This is a genomic window from Collinsella aerofaciens, from assembly GCF_040926405.1.
Taxonomy (GTDB): Bacteria; Actinomycetota; Coriobacteriia; order Coriobacteriales; family Coriobacteriaceae; genus Collinsella.
Genome location: NZ_JBCOIG010000003.1, coordinates 37,894 through 59,565, shown reverse-complemented (window position 1 = coordinate 59,565; position 21,672 = coordinate 37,894). Strand labels below are relative to the sequence as shown.

Annotated in this window: 21 protein-coding genes; 13 read left to right on the top strand and 8 right to left on the bottom strand. The window is 58.8% G+C overall.

Going from position 1 to position 21,672, the window contains the following annotated elements:
* The first annotated feature begins 3 nt into the window (after nt 1-3).
* The 4 genes from AB5758_RS02075 (at nt 4) to AB5758_RS02060 (ending at nt 1,711) form a co-directional block, all read left to right on the top strand.
* Nucleotides 4-324, top strand: coding sequence for a PadR family transcriptional regulator (locus AB5758_RS02075; protein WP_006234594.1), 321 nt, complete (start codon nt 4-6; stop codon nt 322-324).
* The gene (locus AB5758_RS02070) at nt 296-934 is read left to right on the top strand and encodes a DUF1700 domain-containing protein (RefSeq protein WP_368141180.1); all 639 of its coding nucleotides are present in this window, start codon (nt 296-298) and stop codon (nt 932-934) included. The genes AB5758_RS02075 and AB5758_RS02070 overlap by 29 nt, the downstream gene beginning before the upstream one ends.
* 15 nt (nt 935-949) lie before the next feature.
* Nucleotides 950-1,231 (top strand): hypothetical protein, encoded by a 282-nt coding sequence (locus AB5758_RS02065; protein ID WP_161155314.1) that lies wholly within the window; start codon nt 950-952, stop codon nt 1,229-1,231.
* 174 nt (nt 1,232-1,405) lie between these two features.
* Nucleotides 1,406-1,711 carry an ATP-binding cassette domain-containing protein gene (locus AB5758_RS02060; protein ID WP_161155269.1) on the top strand — a complete coding sequence of 102 codons (306 nt, stop codon included), beginning with the start codon at nt 1,406-1,408 and terminating at the stop codon, nt 1,709-1,711.
* 169 nt (nt 1,712-1,880) lie between these two features.
* Here AB5758_RS02060 and AB5758_RS02055 read toward each other — a convergent pair whose 3' ends face one another.
* The 4 genes from AB5758_RS02055 to AB5758_RS02040 all read right to left on the bottom strand — a co-directional run bounded on the left by AB5758_RS02055 (nt 1,881) and on the right by AB5758_RS02040 (nt 4,864).
* Nucleotides 1,881-2,330, bottom strand: a complete 450-nt coding sequence (locus AB5758_RS02055; RefSeq protein WP_161155268.1) for a PH domain-containing protein — start codon at nt 2,328-2,330, stop codon at nt 1,881-1,883.
* Nucleotides 2,331-2,597: 267 nt separating this feature from the next.
* A complete protein-coding gene (locus tag AB5758_RS02050) occupies nt 2,598-3,005 on the bottom strand; it encodes an arginase family protein (protein WP_368141179.1) in 408 nt (135 codons plus the stop codon).
* 30 nt (nt 3,006-3,035) lie between these two features.
* Nucleotides 3,036-4,175, bottom strand: coding sequence for a HAMP domain-containing sensor histidine kinase (locus tag AB5758_RS02045; RefSeq protein WP_368141178.1), 1,140 nt, complete (start codon nt 4,173-4,175; stop codon nt 3,036-3,038).
* Entirely contained in the window at nt 4,172-4,864 is a 693-nt protein-coding gene (locus AB5758_RS02040) for a response regulator transcription factor (protein WP_438265952.1), read from the bottom strand. Before AB5758_RS02040 ends, AB5758_RS02045 begins: the two co-directional genes overlap by 4 nt.
* A 129-nt stretch (nt 4,865-4,993) precedes the next feature.
* On the opposite strand from AB5758_RS02040, the gene AB5758_RS09735 reads away from it, so the two are divergent.
* The 5 genes from AB5758_RS09735 (at nt 4,994) to AB5758_RS02015 (ending at nt 11,495) form a co-directional block, all read left to right on the top strand.
* Complete coding sequence (locus tag AB5758_RS09735; protein ID WP_022094046.1) at nt 4,994-5,083, top strand: CD1871A family CXXC motif-containing protein; 90 nt, start codon at nt 4,994-4,996, stop codon at nt 5,081-5,083.
* A gap of 205 nt (nt 5,084-5,288) precedes the next feature.
* Nucleotides 5,289-5,978, top strand: coding sequence for a 4Fe-4S binding protein (locus AB5758_RS02030; RefSeq protein WP_438266098.1), 690 nt, complete (start codon nt 5,289-5,291; stop codon nt 5,976-5,978).
* Between the two features lie 29 nt (nt 5,979-6,007).
* Nucleotides 6,008-6,979 (top strand): TlpA family protein disulfide reductase, encoded by a 972-nt coding sequence (locus tag AB5758_RS02025; RefSeq protein ID WP_368141175.1) that lies wholly within the window; start codon nt 6,008-6,010, stop codon nt 6,977-6,979.
* 254 nt (nt 6,980-7,233) lie between these two features.
* On the top strand, nt 7,234-10,488 hold the full coding sequence (locus AB5758_RS02020; protein WP_368141174.1) for an ATP-binding cassette domain-containing protein: 3,255 nt from the start codon (nt 7,234-7,236) through the stop codon (nt 10,486-10,488).
* Nucleotides 10,489-10,541: 53 nt separating this feature from the next.
* On the top strand, nt 10,542-11,495 hold the full coding sequence (locus AB5758_RS02015; protein WP_368141173.1) for a tRNA dihydrouridine synthase: 954 nt from the start codon (nt 10,542-10,544) through the stop codon (nt 11,493-11,495).
* 169 nt (nt 11,496-11,664) lie between these two features.
* On the opposite strand, the gene AB5758_RS02010 is transcribed toward AB5758_RS02015, so the two are convergent.
* A complete protein-coding gene (locus AB5758_RS02010) occupies nt 11,665-11,910 on the bottom strand; it encodes a glutaredoxin family protein (RefSeq protein ID WP_368141172.1) in 246 nt (81 codons plus the stop codon).
* Nucleotides 11,911-11,961: 51 nt separating this feature from the next.
* Complete coding sequence (locus AB5758_RS02005) at nt 11,962-12,789, bottom strand: TipAS antibiotic-recognition domain-containing protein (RefSeq protein WP_368141171.1); 828 nt, start codon at nt 12,787-12,789, stop codon at nt 11,962-11,964.
* Between the two features lie 141 nt (nt 12,790-12,930).
* On the opposite strand from AB5758_RS02005, the gene AB5758_RS02000 reads away from it, so the two are divergent.
* From AB5758_RS02000 to AB5758_RS01985, 4 genes are all read left to right on the top strand, one after another.
* The gene (locus AB5758_RS02000; protein ID WP_368152420.1) at nt 12,931-13,668 is read left to right on the top strand and encodes a tRNA (N6-threonylcarbamoyladenosine(37)-N6)-methyltransferase TrmO; all 738 of its coding nucleotides are present in this window, start codon (nt 12,931-12,933) and stop codon (nt 13,666-13,668) included.
* Between the two features lie 112 nt (nt 13,669-13,780).
* Entirely contained in the window at nt 13,781-14,995 is a 1,215-nt protein-coding gene (locus tag AB5758_RS01995) for a MalY/PatB family protein (RefSeq protein WP_368155336.1), read from the top strand.
* 145 nt (nt 14,996-15,140) lie between these two features.
* Entirely contained in the window at nt 15,141-16,010 is an 870-nt protein-coding gene (locus AB5758_RS01990) for a substrate-binding periplasmic protein (RefSeq protein ID WP_368141168.1), read from the top strand.
* The gene (locus tag AB5758_RS01985) at nt 16,007-18,199 is read left to right on the top strand and encodes a hybrid sensor histidine kinase/response regulator (protein WP_368141167.1); all 2,193 of its coding nucleotides are present in this window, start codon (nt 16,007-16,009) and stop codon (nt 18,197-18,199) included. The genes AB5758_RS01990 and AB5758_RS01985 overlap by 4 nt, the downstream gene beginning before the upstream one ends.
* A gap of 69 nt (nt 18,200-18,268) precedes the next feature.
* On the opposite strand, the gene AB5758_RS01980 is transcribed toward AB5758_RS01985, so the two are convergent.
* A complete protein-coding gene (locus tag AB5758_RS01980) occupies nt 18,269-18,748 on the bottom strand; it encodes a pyridoxamine 5'-phosphate oxidase family protein (protein ID WP_270225690.1) in 480 nt (159 codons plus the stop codon).
* Between the two features lie 42 nt (nt 18,749-18,790).
* Complete coding sequence (locus AB5758_RS01975; RefSeq protein WP_368141166.1) at nt 18,791-21,595, bottom strand: ATP-binding protein; 2,805 nt, start codon at nt 21,593-21,595, stop codon at nt 18,791-18,793.
* Nucleotides 21,596-21,672 lie beyond the last annotated feature (77 nt).

Sequence of the window (21,672 nt, the reverse complement as noted above, 5' to 3'; positions counted from 1 at the left end):
CGGATGGAGGCCCAGATGAAGCGCGGCTTCCTGGAGGCCTGCGTGCTCGCGGCCGTCTCCGGCGAGGAGTCCTACGGCTACCAGATCGTGAAGGACGTGCCGGCGAGCATGGGGCTCACGGAGTCGACGCTCTACCCGCTGCTCAAGCGCCTGGAGAAGGCCGGGTGCATCACGGCGCGCTCTGCCGAGCACAACGGGCGGCTGCGCCGGTACTACCGCATCACGGACGATGGGCGTGCGCGCATCGAGGAGTTCCTGGCCGAGTGGCCGTCCGTACGGGAGATTTACGCATACGTTGAGGGGGCGCACCATGACGCGCGATGAGTTTCTGGGCCGGTTGGGCGAGCTGCTTGCCTGCCTGCCGGCCGAGCAGGTGGAGGAGACCAAGGCGTTCTATGCGGAGGCCATCGCCGACCGCATGGAGGACGGTATGAGCGAGGAGGAGGCCGTGGCCGCCATGGGCGCCCCCGGCGAGGTTGCCGAGGCCACGCTCGACGACCTGCCCGCCGTGCCGCGCGCGATCGCGAGGACGCGCCGGCGCAGCACCGCGCTGCTGTTGGTGCTGACCATCGTGGGCTCCCCGGTGTGGGTGCCGCTGCTCGCCGCCTTCGCCGCCGTGGCCGTCACGGTCTATATCTGCATCTGGGTGCTGGCGCTCTGCGTGTGGATCGTCGCGGCGGCACTCGGGGGCGTGGGCGTAGTTGAGCTCCTGCTTGCCGTAAGCGGCGTCACCATCGGCCACTTCCCGTACGCCCTCGCCTCGGCGGGCGTGGGGCTCGGCCTCGTCGGCGTGGCGCTCTTCGTTGGTGCTGGCGCTTGGGCCGCCTCAAAACAAATTGCGCGCCTCTCGGCGCTCTGGGCGAGGAAGGCCGCCTCGCCCTTCTGGAAGGGTAAGGGCGAGAAGGGCGGCGCTGCCGCGCATCTCGCGGCGTAGAAAGGAGTGAGTACCATGACCAGCGCGAAGAAGATCTACCTCGCCGTGGCGGGCGGGCTCGTTGCCGCGGGTGTTGTCCTCGCGGGCATTGGCTTTATCGCTTCGGGTTTCGACCCGGCCGTGTTCACAACCCAAATCGACACGCGCGACAGCACCATCGTGCTCGGCGGCGTCGAGGTGGACGACCCGACGGGCCTCCCCCTCATCGAGCAGCTCGCCGGAATCGGCGAGGTCGACACCTCCGGCATCACCGCGTCCGAGTCCCCTGCTGCCCCGGAGGCGCCCACCGCTCCCTAAGCATAGCGTGCCCGGACGCCCCGTCCGTCGGGCTGTGCAAGCCTGTGGAACCCGGACCTCAACCCCAACCCAACCGGCCTCGAGCCTGCGTCGATTCGCTCCCCGTCCCGCGCGGGGGCCCATGACGCATACCCAAAATCCATCCGAGGAGAAAGGAACGCAATGACGACAGCCATGCCCCTCCGCCTTCACGGGGTCACGAAGGCGTACCGCGGGAGGACCGTCCTCGGCCCCATCGACCTCGCCCTCGAGGCGGGGCGCGTCTACGGGCTCATCGGCGAAAACGGCGCCGGGAAGTCAACGCTCATCTGTATCGTCACTGGCACCGCCAGCCCCAGCTCGGGCTCGGTTGAGCTGTTCGGCGAGCGCGGCGGGCGCGGGCTTGCCGCCGCCCGGAGGCGTATGGGCTACATGCCCGACGCGAGCTCGGCCTACCCGGGGCTCTCTGCGCGGGAGAATGGATTTGCAACGGTTGCTTAAACATTTTTTACAGGGACAGCCCTGCGTTCCTGAACTCAACTGGGCTCATGTAGACCAGTGTCGAAGGGGCAGTCGCCCCAGTCCGCGTACCAGACCTGTGTGCCGCCGAGGGAATACTTCCTCCAGTAGGGCCAGTGCGGGACGTCCATCCTCTCTTCCTTTCGGGGCGTCAGGCGCCGGGCCCAAGGCCGCACCTGCGCCCCAGCTCCGCCACGAGGGCGTCGTTGTCTCTGACCGAGACGATGGCGTCGCCGTCGTAGGGCGCCTCGATGTAGACGCGGTCGAGCGAGTTGGCCGTCCCCGCCCAGAGCGTCCTGGTGCGCCGGACGCCCCGCACGTGGGCGTAGGGTATCACCGAACGCGTCCCAGCGTACACGACGACGAGGCGGTCGCCGTAGAGCTCGAGGCGATTGCTGCGGACGGGAAGGGCAGCCAGGGCCACGAGGGCCGGGATGGGCAGCAGCGCGAGCCAGCCCCATAGGAGCGCGGGACTCGAGCTCAGGAAACACGCGATACACGCCGCGGATAAACCGCCCGCCACAATCACCATGGCCGCTATGAACCACGGGTCTGTCCTGCCGGGGAACACCCGCTCCGGCCGCTCGCCCTTCTCACCCATTACGGCCCTTCCGTCTCTTGCACCCCTCCCGGAACTGTCCGCATCAGTATAGCCAATGCTTTTTCTGATTTGTCGAGAAGCCGGCATTTGGGGGCATTTTGGATAGCGAACAGTTCAAACAAGAAGCTGAGAAAATAGAACAAAGCCTGAGTGCCTTGAGAGTCGCCGAGCGCAATGCAGTGATTCCCTTTATGAACGGCGACTTTACCCAATGGGATCTATATCTGGCATCCTCCTCTGAGTATGCGATGAGACTGATAGACGGATTCATCTCCATGCTCGAGTCGAGGAATCTTGTTTGCGTCGCCCAGCTTCTCCGCGCACAGGTTGGAGTCTGCCTGCGGACATTCGCGTTATTCGCCGCCGAAGACCAGGATGACTTTCCCCCAAAAGGCTGCCAAGTACCATGGCGTGAGCGTTGGGGTAGCCATCATTCAGCGTGGATACATCCGGATGCGCATAGATCCAGACGATTCCAACGTTCTCGTATTTCCCGTGCAGGTAATCGAAGAGGGCAAGCGACACCATACAGTTGCCGCCGACGGTCACGACTCTGTCGGGGTTTTCTGCCGCAAGCTTCCTCTGCGCATCCTGAATCCCCGCCAGGACTTCGTCCTCGGCATAGATGCGAACTGCCTCCCATTTCTCATGTCCAAGTTTTGGGACGCGTTTCACAATGCCGAGTGGGACCCCTGGACAGTCGGATCACGTGATGGCCCCCTTTGAGAGGGTCACGAGCATCACGGTCCCGTTCTCGGAACTTGTTTCGACCTCTACCGTGCCGCCGTGAAGCGCTGCAATTTCCCAAACAAGCGCTAGCCCGAGTCCTGCGCCGCCGTATGCCCTGCTGCGGGATTTGTCTAGGCGAAAGAACGGCTGGAAGATGCTCTCTCGGTACTGCTTGGGTATTCCCGGGCCCTGGTCCTCGACTCGCAGGAGTACGTGGCTGTCGCTGTCGCTGATGGAGACGTTGACAGTTGAGCCGGGGCGGCTGTAACGGATGGCGTTTTCGACCAGATTAAACACCAACCGATAGAGGAGCGTATCACTTCCGATTGCCAAAGCGTCTCCGGCGCAATCGAGGGTTACGTCCTTATTTTCGGCAAGTGGCGCAAGGTCGGTGAGGACCTCTTCGGACAGGGGACCGAGTTCCACATCGTCATCGCAAGGAACGCTGCGGAGCTCACTCATCTCGAGCAATACCTTGGTCATCCGCGACATCCGCTCGGTTTGTTCTTGTAGCAGGCCGAGCAGCTCGGCTGTTTCGGGTTGCAGACCGGAGTGTTCGGAGATGAATAGTTCAACCTGTGCTTGCATAAGGGCGAGCGGGGTGCGCAGCTCGTGTGCGGCGTTGCCGGTAAACTGACGCTGTGTAGAGAACCCTTCGCCAAGACGGGCGATCATGTCGTTGAATGAGGCGCTGCATCGTTGTAGCTCGGTGGGCACATCTTCACTGAGTCTGATTTCGCTTAGGTTGTCAGGCTGCACGCGTTCTACCTGGGCGGCAAAAGCCCGTAGCGGTTTGAGCGCACGGCCGCTCACAAAGTATGCCAGCGCGCCGCCAAGGAGTGTGACTCCAGCCGTGATGTACCAGGTTGTCGTGCCAAAAGACTCCTGTGCGTCGTTTACGACGATCGTGACCTTGTCATCGGGGGTCGCTTTCGTTGGGTCGAACGCCTGGGGCGAATCTTCGCCGGTTGCGTTAAATGCCGAGATGTTACTGCCGATGGCATCCATGTAGCGCATGCCCGTATAGCCGACCAGGCAGTTCGTCAGCACGCATGCCGCACACGTGAGCAGTGCCGTCATAATCGTTATGCGCCATTGCAGGGAAAGCCTTTTCATTCGCTATCCTCCATAACGTAGCCCTCTCCAATCCGATTGCGAATCGGGTCGTATCCCAAAGCGCTGCGTAGCTTTTTGCGGAGTGACGAGATGTGAACGCGGGTTGCGTTGCTAAAGCTGTTCACGCTGCTATCCCAAACGTGCTCGATAAGCTCCTCTTGACTTACCGGACGCCCCTGATTAAGCATCAGGTATTCCAAGATTCCCGTTTCCTTGCGCGTAAGAGATAAAGCCTCGCTGTTCACGGAGGCGATGCGCGCCTTGGTGTCAAAGCGGAGCTTTCCGCAGGTTAAAACTATGTCGCTTTGTGTAAAGCGTCTGAGGGTAAGGCTGCGGATCCTTGCCGCAAGCTCGTCCAGATGGAACGGCTTGGTGAGGTAATCGTTGGCGCCGCCATCGAGTCCGGCGACTTTATCGGATACTTCGCCACGTGCGGACAGAATCAGTACCTTAGTCTCGCAGTCAGTTTTCCTAAGTTTCCCGAGCACGGTCATGCCGTCGATGCGGGGAAGGTTGAGGTCGAGTACCACGAGGTCGAAGGCCTCAACGTCCAGTAGGTCGAGCGCCTCCTGTCCGTCGTGACAGCAGTCGACGCTGTATGCCAGGTTTCGCAAGCTGCGCGCGATTGCGTCACACAGCGCCCGCTCGTCCTCGACGATCAAAATACGCATAACAGTCTCCTTGCACATTTCAAATCGCGCTTAACACGGATTTTATAGTCGATATGGTCCAATGGTCGCGTAACGAAAGGAGTGGTCAGGTTGTTCAAAGCGGTAAAACCCGTGGTACAGGTCGCTTTGTTGATCGTCGGAATTGCCATGGTGTGCTTTGGCGTTATGCGTGGCGAGGCGGATGCCGTGCTGGCCAAAGCGATTAGGCTGTGCTTGGAGTGTATCGGAATTGGATAAAAGAGAAAACACTGCGTCGCATGTTTTGGCTCGATTTCGCGGATTCATTCAGGCGGCGGCGACGCTCGTCACCAACATTCACCTGCCAAACTTTGCCAAAGGCGGCATCTATCAGGGCACGGGGAAAACAGTCTGCGTACCTGGGCTTAACTGTTATTCGTGCCCCGCGGCATCGGGTGCGTGCCCCATCGGGTCGTTCCAGTCGGTGGTAGGTTCATCCAAGTTCAACTTTTCTTACTACGTCACCGGTACGCTCATTTTGCTCGGCGTGCTGCTGGGACGCTTTGTATGCGGCTTTCTGTGCCCGTTTGGCTGGCTGCAGGAGCTGCTTCATAAGATTCCCGGCAAAAAGTTCTCCACGAAAAAGCTTAAGCCGCTCACGTACATCAAGTACGGCATGCTGCTGTTTGCCGTGGTGCTGCTACCCGTCTTGGTGGTTAACGACGTGGGCATGGGCGACCCGTTCTTTTGTAAGTACATCTGTCCGCAGGGAGTGCTCGAGGGCGCCATTCCTCTGGCCATTGCCAATGCCGGCATTCGATCTGCGTTGGGACATCTCTTTACTTGGAAACTTGCCGTTCTCATTGCCGTGGTAGTGCTGAGCGTTTTGTTCTACCGCCCCTTCTGCAAATGGATTTGTCCACTCGGCGCATTCTATGCGCTCATGAATAGGGTGTCCCTACTGGGGATTCGGGTTGACGCATGCAAATGTGTCTCGTGCGGCAAGTGCTCAAAGGCTTGTCAGATGGACGTTGATGTGGTCCGCGCGCCCAATCATGCCGAATGCATCCGGTGCGGAAAGTGCATCGGGGCCTGTCCCGTCGATGCCATCAGCTATCGCTATGGCCTGGATGTGTCGGCGGAAAAGCTTCCCTTGACCGCCGATAAAAAGTAAACAAGCTTCGACAAAACGGAGGAATGACTATGAAGCTTTCTAAGATTGCGGCCCTGTTTATGGTGCCGGTATTGGCCTTGTGCCTTGTGGCATGTTCGGCGCCCGGTGGCAATGTGAGCGAATCTGCGAGCTCCGATCCTAAGATCGCAGAACTCACTGCGCAGAAGCCGGCCAATGCCGACGAGGCCGCCGAGCTGTATGCGAAGCTCATGCAGAAGGAGAACGAGATCTTTTCGAGTGATAACGCGCTGTGGGAAAAGGTATTCAATGCGGCAAATAAAGACTCGGCAATGATTGAGGACGGCAGCAATTACGGCGAGTTTCTGCTCAAGACCATCGACGGCGCCAAGGATAAGTTCACGGCGGATGAGCTTAAGACGCTCAAGGCCGGTGCGCAGCAGATCAAGGAGATCGAGGACAAGCTCGAGAGCCTGGAGAAGGAGTTCCCCGGCTGTGGAAGCACGCCGAGTGCAGGCGAGAGCGTCGACGCTTCGACCGCTGGCATGACGGCTGGTGCCAATGCTTCGAGCGAGGCGACGAAGTTCCCCAGCTTTACGGGCAAGGACCTGGATGGCAACGACGTGAACAGCGACGAGCTGTTCTCTAAGAACAAGGTCACCGTCATGAACTTCTGGTTCACTACTTGCAAGCCGTGCGTGGGCGAGCTGGGCGATCTTGAGAAACTGAATCAGGAGCTTGCCGAGAAGGGCGGCCAGGTCGTGGGCGTCAATTCCTTTACGCTCGATGGCAACAAGGGCGAGATTGCGGATGCCAAGGACGTGCTGAGCAAGAAGGGCGTGACGTATAAGAACATCTGGTTCAAGTCGGATAGCGAGGCCGGTAAGTTTACGTCAAATTTGTTCTCGTTCCCGACAACGTATGTCATCGATCAGAATGGCAACATCGTAGGGGATCCAATCGTGGGAGCCATCAGCTCCGCCGAGCAGCGCGCGGCACTCGACAAGCTTATCGACCAGGCGATTGCGAATAGCGAGCAGTAGAAAACGCGTAAAACATAGCGAGGATCGTGTGCCGCCGTGCGAAGTAGTCCGCTACCTCTCAAGATAAACTCCACCATATAGAGGTCCCGCTTGGGACCTCTTCTTTTGGGCACCGTCCCGTTCGTTTTTTGCTGCGGTTCCCTACATTCCTCACTGGTGCCGGCAAAAAATGGGGATAGAGTAGGACAAACGCGTCGAATACGAACGGCGGAGGAGAGCGGGTGAACGTGCCCGCGTGGGAGAGGTTGCCGTCCATGCTGGAGCTCAAAGGTATTTGCAAAAGATACGTTACGCAGTCGTTTACGCAAGTGGCGCTCGATAACGTGAGCCTGGCTTTTCGCGATAACGAGTTCGTGGCCATTTTGGGTCCCTCGGGTTCGGGCAAAACCACGATGCTCAACGTTATCGGTGGGCTCGATCATTTCGATTCCGGCGACCTGCTCATCGACGGCATCTCGACCAAGGACTTTCGCGATCGCGATTGGGATGCCTACCGCAACAACCGCATCGGCTTTGTGTTCCAAAGCTATAACCTCATTCCGCATCAGACCATTTTGGAAAACGTGGAGCTGGCGCTCACGCTCACAGGCGTGGGGCATGCCGAGCGCCGCCAGCGTGCGCGCGAGGCGTTGGAGAAAGTTGGCCTGGGCGAGCACGTTAACAAACGCCCGAGCCAGCTTTCCGGCGGACAGATGCAGCGCGTGGCCATCGCCCGCGCCCTGATTAATGATCCCGAGATTGTGCTGGCAGACGAGCCGACCGGCGCCCTGGACTCAACGACATCCGTGCAGGTCATGGATCTGCTCAAGGACGTGGCGCGCGACCGTCTGGTTATTATGGTCACGCACAATCCCGAGCTGGCGTACCAGTACGCTACACGCATCGTCAACCTGGCGGACGGCAAGATCACCGACGATTCCGATCCTTTCGATGTCGCTGACGCCACGCGCCGCGAAGCCAAGCCTACGCGCAAAACCTCGATGAGCTTTGTGACGGCGCTGGGGCTTTCTGCCCGAAACCTCATGACCAAGAAGGGCCGCACGGCCATGACTGCCTTTGCGGGCTCGATTGGCATTATCGGTATCGCGGCGATCCTGGCGCTCTCCAATGGCGTAAACGGCTACATCAAAAAGGTCGAGGAGGATACGCTCTCGAGCTACCCGCTCACCATTTCCAAGCAGGATTACGACCTGTCGTCCATGATGGGCGGACAGGGGGCTGCGGATGATGACTCGCCTGAAAACGTGGATTCGTCCGACGACAGTGCCGGCGACAAGGCTCAGGGAAACGATAAGATTCCCGTGGTCACGGCCGTAAAGGATATGTTTGCGAGCGTTAAGTCCAACGACATGACGAGCTTTAAGGCATGGCTCGATGCCGGTGGCGACGGCATCGACAAAGAGGTCAACGCCATTCAGTACGGCTACGGTGTATCGCCGGTTGTCTATCGTGCGGGTAAGGGCGACGAGAAGCCTGTCCGGTTGGTGCCCAACGCCATGACCGAGGCCATGAGCGGAGGCGCGAGCTCGGCGGCAACGGTGAGCATGGAATCCATGGGAACCTCGGTCTTTAACGAGATGATCGACGACCAGAGCCTGCTCGACAGTCAGTACGATGTCGTCGCCGGTCATTGGCCCACGTCCGCCAACGAAGCCGTAATGGTGCTCTCGAGTCGTGGCACGGTGGGTGACTACACGCTTTACAGCATCGGCGCGCTGGATATCAATGAGCTCAACGATCTGGTAAACAGCGCTATGACGGCTGACGGTGGGGTCGAAACGCCCGAGACCGGCACCGAATTTACCTACGACGATGCGCTGTCCACGACGTTTAAGGTGCTGTCGCCGGCCGATGCCTATCGCAAAAACGAAGAGACCGGCATGTGGACTGACATGTCTGACGATGCCGACTTTATGACGGCCAAGGTTGCCGACGGTATCGACGTGCACATTGTGGGTGTGGTGCGACCTAACGAGACCGCCAACGCGAGCGCGTTGTCTCCGGGTATTGCCTATACGCATGCACTGACTCGCCAGCTTATGGAGCGCGCCGCCGATTCGCAGATTGTGCAGGAGCAACTCGCCCACCCCGAGACGGATGTCTTTACGGGCAAAACCTTCGACGAACTGCAAGGCGAGGCCAAGCAAGGCGTTGATCTGGGCAGCATGTTCAGTGTGGACGAGGCGGCGCTCAAGAGCGCGTTCTCGTTCGATACCTCCGCGCTCTCGGGTGTTGCCGGCGGTATGGACCTGTCGGGTCTTGACTTGTCCGGGCTGGACATTGACCTTTCGGGCGTTGGCAAGGACATCGACTTCAGCGACATCATGGCAAAAGCGCCAACCCCAGATTTCTCGGGCGTCTTCGATGGCTTGGAACTCACGCCCGAGCAAATGCAGCAGGTGGGAACACTAGCCAACCAGCTGTTTGAGGGCTTTTTGCAGTCTGATCAGTTTAAGGCGCTGTCGCCCGATGATCTTAAGGACGCGTCAAAGCTCTCTGCCGCATTCTCAACGTATCTTGAGAATGATGACACAGCCCAGCAAATCCTGGCCCAGCTCAAAGCGCTCGGCGGCGATGCTCCGGCCGAGCGTCTGCAGCAGGCGATGACCGACTATGTGCAAAAGCAGCTGGCTCCGTATCTGCAGCAGGCTATGGATCAGGTGATGAAGTCGATCAGCGATCAGATTGCGGCGACGGTGTCAGCTCAGCTCAAGGCAGGCACAGCAGAGCTCATGGGCCAGATGGCGACGCAGATGTCGTCGAGTTTTGCTAACCTGGCGAGCGCCATGCGCGTGGATGCGAGTGCCTTTGCTCATGCCATCCACTTCAACATGGACGCCGAGGACCTGAGTTCGCTCATGATGAGCTATGCCAAGGCTTCGAAGCTCACCTATGATAACAATCTGGCCACACTGGGCTATGCGGACGAGGCCGATCCCATCTCGGTTAAGATTTTCCCGCGCGACTTTGAGGCCAAGGAGCGCGTACTCGATCACATCGATGCGTACAACAAGCAGGTCAAAGCCGCTGGCCACGATGATCGGGCAATTTCGTACACAGACTACATGGGCATCATCATGGGTTCGGTGACCGACATTGTGAACACCATCAGCTTGGTGCTCATCGCATTCGTGAGTATCAGCCTGGTGGTGAGCTCCATCATGATCGGCATCATCACGTACATCAGCGTGCTGGAGCGTAAAAAGGAGATTGGCATCCTGCGTGCGATTGGCGCGTCGAAGCGTAACGTGGCAAACGTGTTCAACGCCGAGACCTTTATCGAGGGCCTCATCGCCGGCGTCTTTGCCATTGTCGTCGTGGTGCTCGTGAGTTTCCCGGTCAATGCCTGGGCGCTTGCGGCCAAACAGGTCCCCAACCTGATGAGTCTGCCCGTGCAGGATGCGCTGGTGCTCATTGCAATTTCGGTGCTGCTGACGGTTGTTGCCGGCCTGCTGCCGGCCCGTAGCGCATCCAAGAAGGACCCCGTCGAAGCCCTGCGCTCCGAATAATGTGACAAAGGGACAGTCCCTTTGTCACGTTCGTTGATATGAGAGAAGAGTAGATGATCCTTTCGCTGGCCCCCATGGAGGGGATTACCGGGCATGTGTTCCGTCGCGTGCATGCGGAGTGCTTCGGTGCGCTCGATTGCTATTACACGCCGTTTTTGCCGCCGCCGCGGGTGGGAAACCGCTTTGGCGGCAAGGCGTTTAAGGAGATCGATCCTGCAAATAACCAGGGGCTCAACGTGGTGCCTCAGCTGATGTCCAAGAATGCGGACGAGTTTGTGTGGGCGGCACAAGTGCTTGCCGACATGGGCTACCGCGAGGTCAATCTCAACCTGGGTTGCCCCTCGGGTACGGTTGTTGCCAAGGGCAAGGGCTCGGGTTTCTTGCGCAATCTCGACGAGCTCGAGACGTTCTTAAGCGATGTGTGCGAGCGGTCGCCGTTGCCGGTGTCGGTAAAGACCAGGCTGGGGTTGGAACGCGATGACGAGTATGAACGTGTGCTCGATCTGTATTGCCGCATGCCGTTGGCAGAGCTGATTGTGCACCCGCGCGTACAGAAGGACCGTTATACGGGCTCGCCGCGCAAGGAGTTTTACGGCGAGACGCTGGAGCGTGCGCCGTTTCCGGTGGCCTATAACGGCGACATTTTCGATCTTGAGGATATGGACGCGCTGGCGGAGGCCTATCCCGACACGCGCCATGTAATGCTAGGGCGTGGCCTGCTCGCGAACCCCGCGCTGGCTCGCATGGTTAAGGGCGGTCCTGCTGCCACGGCAGCCGAACTGCAGCGTTTCCACGACACTCTGTTTGCGGTCTATGCAGAAGAGATTGGCGGCAACGCGGTCTTTCGTATGAAGGAGTGGTGGTTCTACGCCAAGTGCGCTTTCGCTGACCCCGCTACCGTTCACAAGCTCGTGCGTAAGACCAAAAAAGTCGACGAATATCGCGCCGCCGTCGAGCGCGTCTTTCGCGAGCAGCCACTCGCACCCATAGCTCGCTTCCGCGGCTAGTTAGACATCGGGGACGTTCTTTAACGACTAGTCATTTAAGAACACCCAATGACTATGTTGCAAAAGCTGTACACCAGCATCCAAAGATGTCGAAAAATGTCGACTTTGGATGCTGGTGTACATGTTTAGGCCGTATGGGGTGGGGCCTTGGACGGACGGGATGCGCGTACTAGAGCAGGTTCTCTTGCGCCCACGCGATGATGTCGCTCGATTCGTAGAGTGGCTTGCCGTCGATGAACAGGCAGGGAACCTGGCGCTTTCCGCCGACGGCGATGAGTGTCTGTTCGGCATCGGAATCGGTCGAGATATTGCGCTCGGGGATGGTCACGCCGTTATCGGCAAGGAAACGCTTGACCTTTATGCAGTACGGGCAGCCGGTCATAACGAATAGTGCGAGCTCATGATTAGTAGCCATAGGTCTCCAATCGGTTGCGGTTTTGATTGAAATACCCAAAGCCGCCGCGGTCTATGCACGCGCCAAAGACGACTCGATGGCCTGGACCAGAAACGCCGTAGCTCCGGTGCCGCAGGGCTTGTCGTAGTAGTCGATAAAGCGCTGGTCGGCAAGATAGCCGTGGGCGAGGGCCAGGTACGCTTCGTTCTGGGGTTCGCGTCCCCAGTTGAGACCAATCCAACGACGATGCATCGCGACAAGCTTGCGAGCCTCGCTTCCGTTCGCATCGCCATCGCCCATGGCAATCGAGAGTTGGCCCAGAATAGCGCGTTCAAGTTCCTTCATGTCGTTCCATGTCTCGGGGTCCATGTCCAGCAGTGCTTCGTTTGCTGCGTCGATCGCCTCGGCGCCGTAGCGCTTCCGGGCTTCGGCGCCGTAGCGCTCCTCGTTTTCCTGCACGGTGCGCCAGCGCTCCAGTTGCGGCAGGACGGCGCCCATGAGCGAGACGGCTTCGTCGAGCGACATGCCGGTGTTTTGCGCCAGCCGTGGGGCACAGTCCTCGATCATCGCCTCCATCGTGGTCTCGTAGGTGTACTTGCCGTGGTCGTAGCACCACTTGCAGTAATGGTCGGTCGCGGTGCCCGCAGCATCGGTGCCGCAGTCGTCGGGCGTGAGTGTCATGCCGCAGCTCTGGCAATAGTGCTCGGGCATTTCGAGCAGGTGAGACAGGGGTTCTCCGGTTACGGCTGCAATGAGCTTCATCATGTCGATGCCCGGTGTGACCTCGCCGCGCTCCCAACGGCTGACGGCTTGGCGTGTGACGAAGAGCTTGGCGGCGAGCTGCTCCTGGGTAAGGTGATGGGCGCGACGGACGGCGATGAGCTTTTCTGCAAAGGCCATAGCGGCTCCTTTCTGCTGGTTGATGGCTTAAGCATACGCGGCGGCAGGCGCCCTTCCAAGCAACCGTTGGTTGCACGACGGAGGACCGCGGCGAAGAATTGCGCACAACGCCTCACGCCTTCATGCCGTACAATGACCGGCATGGAACCTATCGCACACATACATACCGACCTGCCGCAGAAGTTCGGCATTCCGCGCAACAGCTTTTTGGCGCCCCATCTGCAGGGACGCATCGTCTTTGAGCCGGAATTTGCCTCCAGTGCGGCGGTTGAGGGTCTGGATTCTTTCTCTCACCTGTGGCTGCTCTGGCGCTTCGAAAACGGAACGCCCGGCGGCACGGCTAAGGACATAGCCGCCGATGCCAAGACGCGGGGCAGGTCCGGCACCAACGCAAAATGGTCGAAAACCGTGCGCCCGCCGCGTCTGGGTGGAGCCGAGCGCGTGGGCGTGTTTGCCACACGCAGTCCGTTTCGCCCTAATCCCATCGGTCTTACCTGTGTCAAGCTCGATCGTGTCGAGCTCACCGACGATGGTCCCATCATCCATGTGCTGGGGGCCGACCTGCGCGACGGTACGCCCATCTACGACATTAAGCCCTACATTCCGTTTGCGGACTGCCACCCGGATGCAACGGGCGGCTGGATTGAGGACGCCCCGTGGCAAGAGCTCGACGTCGAGTTCCCGCAAACACTACAAGACAAAGTCCCAAGCGCAAAGCTCCCCGGCTTGGTCGAAGTCCTTCGCCAAGATCCGCGCCGCGCGGGCAGCAAGCACGAGCCAAACCGCGTCTATCATCTGGCCTTCGCCGGGCTCGACATATCTTTTACAGTCGATGAAACCCAGCTAACCGTAGTCGCCGTCAACGACGCGCAAGACTAACCAGCCATTCGTCCGCACCCGTCAAATTAAGCGCCAAACCCCGCGCCAAAACCGCCCGCGCTGGTGGACAATAACGCCTACCGAAACAATCCGCTTTGCACGGGAGCTCAGCATGAAATACGACTTTAGCTTGCTTATCGACCGCCACGGCATGGACTCTATCGCCGTTGACTCTTGGGGTGAAATTCCCGGTATGGCTCCGAACGCACCCGACGAGGGCTTCGACCGCATCCCCATGTGGGTGGCCGACATGAATTTTGCCACGGTGCCCACGGTCCAGGAGCACATCATTCAGCGCGCGCAGCACCCCATGTTTGGCTATTTCAATCCGCGCGACGAGTACTTTGACTGCATCATCGAATGGCAGAGTCGCCGCAATGGCGTCGAGGGCCTGGCACTTGAGCATATCGGCTACGAAAACGGCGTGCTGGGCGGTGTCGTGTCGACGCTGCGTGCGTATGTTCAGCCGGGCGATGCGGTGCTGGTCCACAGCCCCACCTACATCGGCTTTACCAAGTCTATCGAAGCCGCAGGCTATCGCATTGTCCACAGCCCGCTTAAGCTCGACGACCAGGGCGTGTGGCGCATGGACTTTGAGGACATGGAGCGCAAGCTCGCCCAAAACCACATCCATGCCGCGGTGTTCTGCTCGCCGCACAATCCCTGCGGCCGCGTGTGGGAGCGTGACGAGATTGAGCGCGCCATGGACATTTATCGCCAGCACGATTGCGTGGTGATCTCGGACGAGATTTGGTCCGATATCATCCTGCCGGGGCACAAGCATATCCCGACGCAGTCGGTGAGCGAGGATGCCCGCATGCGCACGGTTGCCCTCTACGCGCCCAGCAAGACGTTCAACCTGGCGGGTCTGGTCGGCAGCTATCACATCATCTATAACGAGACGCTGCGCGACCGCGTGTGCGCCGTGTCCAACAAGACCCACTACAACGAGATGAATGTCCTCTCCATGCATGCGCTTATCGGTGCTTACCAGCCGCAGGGCTATGAGTGGGTGGACGAGCTCAACCAGGTGCTTGCCGGCAATATCGAGTACTTCTGCGATTACGCGGACGAGCATTTTGAGGGCGTGTCCTATTCGCGTCCGCAGGGCACGTACATGGTGTTTCTGGACTGCGCCGAGTGGTGCTGCGAGCATGGCCGCGATATTCAGTGGCTGCTCGACGAGGGAGCGCGCGTGGGCGTGGGGTATCAGGACGGCCGCCCGTTCCACGGACCCTGCCACATTCGCGTGAATCTGGCGCTGCCGCTTTCGCGCGTGAGAGAGGCGTGCGACCGCCTGGACCACTACGTTTTTAATGCACGGTAAATGAGAGCTTCGCGCGGGGCCTTCTGCCGCGTCGGCGGGAAGGTCCCGTACGGTAAGGCGTCTGTAACCATTGGGCGCTCGAGTGATTTCATTTGCTATTATTTTTTTAGCATTTCAGTCCGTGAATAGGATCGTCTGGAGCTCGATGAAAAGACCTCGCCGCTCGGTTGCCATATCGTTGTTTGTTGCGCTTGCGGTAGTGTGTGCCTTTGTCGTAGCGATAGCCGGCTGTTCCGGGTCGAATGACGGAGCCTCGACGTCTGCATTAGAAGGTCTGGACGCCTCGCAAGTCAAAGACGACGACCTTACGACGCTCAACGTCGGCAGCGACCTCTATCCACCGTTTGTGTATACCGACGAGTACGGCGATATCGTTGGCCTGGATGTCGAGATATTGACCGAGGCTTTGGCCCGCATTGGTTACAAGCCAAAATACCAGCTGATCGATTGGGAAAAGAAGAAAGAGCTGCTGGCGAGCGGCGAGCTCGATTGCGTCATGGGCAGCTTTAGCATGACGGGTCGCGAGAACGAGTATCGTTGGGCCGGCCCGTACCTTGCGAGCCGCCAGGTAGTCGCGGTCGATCCCCAGAGCGATATCTACACGCTTGCCGATCTTGAGGACAAGGTTGTGGCGGTCCAGTCCACTACCAAGCCCGAGGACATTTTGCTCAATCGTACAAATGAAAACGTTCCGCAGATCAAGGAGCTCTACAGCTTTTCGGACCGCTCATGCCTGAACCCGGCGCTCGTCGAGGGCCTGGTCGACGCCATCGCCGCGCATGAGTCTTCGCTGCTCACCTACGAAAAAGACTATGGTGTGACGTATCGCATTTTGGATGAGCCGCTGCTGGAGGTTGGTTTGGGCACCGCTTTCGATCTCAACGATACGCGCGGCATCGACGTTAAGCTCACCCATGCCTACCAAGAAATGCTTGTCGATGGCACCATGGAACGCCTGGTGTCAAAGTACTTTGATGACCCTGCACCATTTTTGAATACGGAGGGCCTGTCATGATCGATGCGCCCGACCACGCCGTAGAGGAGCGGGACGATCGTTCGGCATGGGTATGGCTCATTGCCGCCCTGTTGGGGATAGCGCTCTCGGTTGTTGCCGGCATGATGAGCTACGGTTACACGACAGCCCAGGCCGAGCAGCGCTTTGCCGACGTTGTCGATTACGTGGCGACGCAGAGCCTTTCCTACGATGCATTCAATAGCGCCTATACGACCAAAAACCTGATTCGCGTTATGGAGATCGCCGGAGAGGCGGCGCGCGATATGGAGCGCGACGGCTCGGTGGATAACGCCGCGCTGGAGCAATATGCTGACCAGTTCAACGTGAGTGCGCTGATCGTGACGGACGCATCGGGCAACTTGGTGTCCGAGTCCTCGACGGATGGCGTGGGCTACGAGTCGCTTGCTACGTATCTCAAAGAAGCGCCCGTGTTGGAGGTGGCAACCCATCCGCTTAAGTCTTATACCGATAGTATTACGCTTGCGGATGATTCGGTTGCAGACATTGGCTGCGTGACTCGGCAGGATGGCGAGGGCATCGTTATCGCGGTAAGGCATCAGAGCGCGAAAGCGGTTGCAAGCAATACACTCAAACTGCAGAGCCTGCTTGATGGCTATGAAACCATCGATAGCGGCAATATCGTGATCGAAAGCGACGGCAAGGTCGTTGCGACCAATGCCGTTGAACCCACCGTATTGGGCGTGTTCGATCTGCCTGCGACGGATGTCTTTATTGTCGACGGTATTAAGGATCGATGCCTGGCTGGTAAGGTCAGATTGGTTAACGCCGACGGCGAGTGGTATTTGGGCACATTTGGAAAAGCGCACAAATTCTATGTGTACACCTATGCCTCGGCGCAGCGCTACTTTGAGGTCGCCGCGGCTGTTGCCGCCGGCGTGCTGGTGCTCTACGGCGGTGTTATAGCCGTTGTTGTGACGGTGCGTCGCCGCGCTGATCGTCGACGTTTGACGGACTTGCTGCAGCAGGAGCGCGACTATGGCGACAAGCTGGCAAAGGCGGCGCGTGAGGCCTCGTCTGCCAACTCGGCAAAGACGGAGTTTCTGCGTCGCATGAGCCACGATCTGCGCACGCCCATCAACGGCATTCGCGGCATGGTCGAGGTTGGCGATGCCAATGCGGACGATCTGCAAAAGCAGACTGAGTGCCGCTCAAAAATCTGGACGGCATCGGGACTGCTGCTCGACCTTGCCAACGAGGCGCTCGATATGAGTCGCCTGGAGAGCGGGCAGGTCGACCTGAACCTCGTGCCCATAAATTTGGTGGCCCTCAACTGTGAAGTGCGCGATATTCTGGAGCGCCAGGCCGAGGAGCGTCTGGTGACAATTATCTCCGACCAGCAGACGCTTAATCATCCCTATGCGCGGGTGAGCGTGACGCACCTCAAGCGTTTGTTGCTCAATATTGCCGGCAATGCCGTCAAGTACAACCGCCAGGGCGGCTATGTCCGCCTGGTGTGCCGCGAGGTGGAGCCAGCGGATGGCGTCCCCGTCTATGAATACACGATCGCCGACAACGGTATTGGCATGAGCGAGGAGTTCCAAAAGCACCTCTACGAGCCGTTTTGCCGCGAGGAGCAGCAGGTGGAAGGCGCTTCGTCGGGAACTGGCCTGGGCGCGCCTATCGCAAAACAGCTGGTCGAGCTTATGGGCGGAACCATGAGCTTTACGAGTGTCTTGGGGCAGGGGACGACGTTTACCATTCGCCTGCCGTTCGAGAAGTGCGACCGCTCCGAGATTCCTCAGGCAGTTCCCGCGGATGCGGGAGACGGCGATGCGCTCCAGGGCTTGCGCGTTTTGCTCGTAGAGGATAACGATCTGAATGCCGAGATCGCGCAGTTTACGCTCAGCCGTGCCGGTGCCATCGTGACGCATGCTAAGGATGGTGAGTCTGCCGTCGAGATGTTTACCGCGAGCGCACTGCACGAGTACGACGTGGTGTTGATGGACATCATGATGCCTGGCATCGATGGCCTTGAGGCCACGCGTCAGATTCGAGCACTCGATCGCGAGGATGCCGCGACCACGCCGATTATCGCCGTGAGTGCCAACGCCTTTGCCGACGACCGTAGGCTTTCGCGTGAGGCGGGCATGAACGCGCACCTGAGCAAACCTGTGAGCTCGCAAGAGCTCGTCGAGGCGCTAGCGCACATCGCCGCCGACGCTTCATAAGCATATGGCCCGGTTCCAAGGTGGGTTGGAACCGGGCCATATTATTATTGATGAGGCCTGCTGAGGGGCTTACTTTTCTTGAATCTGCTTGCCGCAAAGATGCTCAATCGAAATCTCGTAGAGCTGGACGCCCTTGATGTCTTTGGCGATTTCCTCTTCGACTTCTTCGGCAGAAGGGTAGTACTTAAGGGCGAGCTGGCGGACTTTGTCTTCGATAAACGCGGGAGTGTCGTTCGCTAGGCGACAGCGGCCAAAGACCACGGTACTCATAACGTAGGGAGCCCAGTCACCGTCCTTGTGCCACTCGTTGCCGTAAACGGTAAAGCAGACCTTGTCATCGCGCTTGAGTGCGTCGACCTTGTGGCCGGCTTTGGCGCCATGGAAATAAATCTTGTCGTGCTCGGCGTCAAAGAAGTAGTTGACGGGAATGGCGTACGGGTAGCCATCGTCGCCGTTGACGGCAAAGACGCCGCGCTTGCAGGTAGCGAGCAGTTCGCGCGCTTCCTCGTCAGTGATGGCGCGTTTCTTTCGACGTAAGGGCCTAAACATCGTTGGCTTCCTTTCTGGTCGTGCGTGGTGGTTGAGCACAAACTATAGCGAAACGGATCCGTTTTTCTTGATGCGGGCGAGTATGTTTTTGAGCTTGTTAAAGTCGAGCGGTTTGGACAGATGGGCGTTCATGCCGGCGTCGTGTGCCGCCTTGGCGTCCTCGGCAAAGGCATTGGCGGTGAGCGCGATGATGGGGATATCGGCTGCATCGACCTTCTCGCTCAGGCGAATCGCGCGGGTTGCCTCGTAACCGTCCATGTCCGGCATCATAATGTCCATCAGGATCGCATCGAAGCTGCCGGCGGGATGAGACAGGTACAGATCGACGACTTCGTTGCCGTTGACGGCGCGGGTGACCACGACGCCCTCGGATTCTAGCAGCGCCTGGGCAATCTCGGCATTCAATTCGTTGTCTTCGGCGAGCAGCACGTTCATGTCGGCGAGCGAGCAGTCGAGCGCCCTCTCGACCGTATTCGCCCGCGCCCGGGGGTTCTTGTCGATATCGAGCGGAATTTCCACGTAGAACGTGGTGCCCACATGGAGTTCGCTGGTGACTTCGATGGTGCCGCCCATCAGTTCAATAAGCGACTTGACGATTGGCATGCCCATGCCGGTTCCTTGGAACCTGCTGCGCGCATCGTCGCCTTCTTGGGCAAACGGCTCATAGATATGCTTTAAAAACTTGGGAGTCATGCCAATGCCGGTATCCGAAACGCTAAAGCAAAAGAGCGCGCGCCCGTTATCGAGTGGCTTGGTCTTTGAACTAAAGGTGACGGAGCCGCCGTGCTTGTTGTACTTAATGCTGTTGTCTAACAGGTTGATCATGATCTGTCGGATATGGGTGGGACTGCCGATCATGTATGGCCCCGTGGCGTACGGCAGACTATTGTCCTGCATGGTGATGCCGTTACTGGACGCGCGGAGCTTGCACAGCACCAGCGTATTGTCACAGAGCTCTTTGAGGTTAAAAGGCGTATGCTCCAGTGTTAGCTTGCGGTCTTCGATTTTGCCCATCTCGAGGATGTCGTTGATCAGCGAGAGCAGGTGATTGGCGGCAACGCGCGCCTTGGCACGGCTCTCGCGGGCGACCTGGATATCGCCTTCCTTCAATTCCTCGATCTCGATAAGGCCCAGGATACCGTTGAGCGGCGTTCGGATGTCGTGGCTCATGCGCGTGAGGAATGCCGTCTTAGCGGCGTTGGCAGCATCGGCTTTTTTGCGCTCGGTTCGAGCGCGTGCGAGCGCCCAGATGAGCAGGACGATGCCGACCGACAACATACCGATGAGGGTAGCTGCAACGGCGGCACGGTTGCGATAAAGGAATTGAAGCGTGTTTGATTCCTGGGCCGTGTACGACGTGGAGGAGTAATTGCTTGCGGAGAGCGATTCTCCGGCATTGATGATGCCCTTGTTGATGATTCCCAGCAGCTCGGGCTTTCCGCGCGAAATCCAGCACGAGAGCTCACAGGTGTCAGGGAGCTCGACCGTCTCGTAGCCTTCGAGATCATGACGATCGCCGATGGTTTTTATGCGTGAGCTGGGAGCGACGATGCAGTGCGCCGTTCCCTTCCTGAGGGCGTCGAACGCTTCATCGTCGGATTGGTATTCGGTCACGGTCGCTGTGGGGAACAGACTTTCAAGTACATTTTGGTTGACAAACGATGATTTAGTGCAGGCGATGTTCTGAAGGTCTTTGTTCAGATTGCCGTCGGTGTGGATGGCGGTGAGGGACACGGTCCCCAACGATACCGACTGCACAACGCCTGATTGCTCGGCAAACCAGTAATCTCGGTATACCGGCAGCGCAACGTCTATGCTTCCCTTTGACAGGGCCTTTGACATCATCTTGTAGCTATCAAAGGGGACGGTTTTGACCGTAATGCCAAATTTATCGTGCAGCGTCGTCGCAAGCGATGCGAGCGAGCCTTCCATTTCGCCGTTTTCGTCTTCGTTGCAGTAGGGGAGTTTGCCCGTAATGTAGCCGAGCGTGATGGTGTTGCCATTTGCTTTGAGCCAGGAACGTTCGGGGCCGTTGAGCGATGATGAACCGCTGTTTTGGGCCGAGTAGTTAGATTTGACTTCGTCGATATAGCGTGGGTTGACGCGGGCGATTGCCGACATGGCGGCATTGATGTCGTCCATCAGGTCGGGGCGGCTTTTGGGGACGGTAAAATAGTAGTCGCTCGAACCAATGTAGAACATGGGGGAGGCGCTGGGCGACGAGGTCGTGTCGTTCATGATGATGGCATCGACCTCGTTGTTTGCGAGCGCGTCAAAGAGGGCACTGCCAGTGTCGATTTCTTTATAGGTGCAGGTAATGCCTTCGTTGGCGAGCCACTGCTGGCCGACGAGGGTTTGCATAACACCGCGGTTGCAGCCGATAGTGAGACCTTGAAGTGCTTGAGGGTCACCCTTTGCGAGGTCGTCACGGTCGGGCCTGGCGTAGATGTAGTAGCGCTCGGTGCCCTCGGGGTTCGAGGAAAAGAGCAGCTTTTGGGCGCGTTCCTCGGAGTAGGAGATGTTGGGCATGAGGTCGATCTCGCCCGCCTCGAGCATGTCCATAAGCTCGGTGAAGGTGCCGGAGACGTATTCGTACCGCCAGCCGGGCGTGTAGTATGACAGGGTCTGGAGGTACTCGTAACCCCATCCCGAGAGACGCTCGCCGGGGGTGCCGTCTTGGAAGCCCTCGTTGCTGACGAGCCAACCAACGCGGACCGTCTTGACTTGCTGACTAGAGTCATCGGCAAAAGCCTGGACAGGCGCGATAGAACTCAGCACGGCAAGCGCGGCAAGCACAATGGTCAGGGCGCGATATATAACTGAACGAAGGACAGTGGCAGCTCTCACGTGCAATCCTAACGAATCGAGACATTACCGCATAAGGATACCAGCTCAGCCTGCCCAGTCGGCAGCTGCACCGCTAA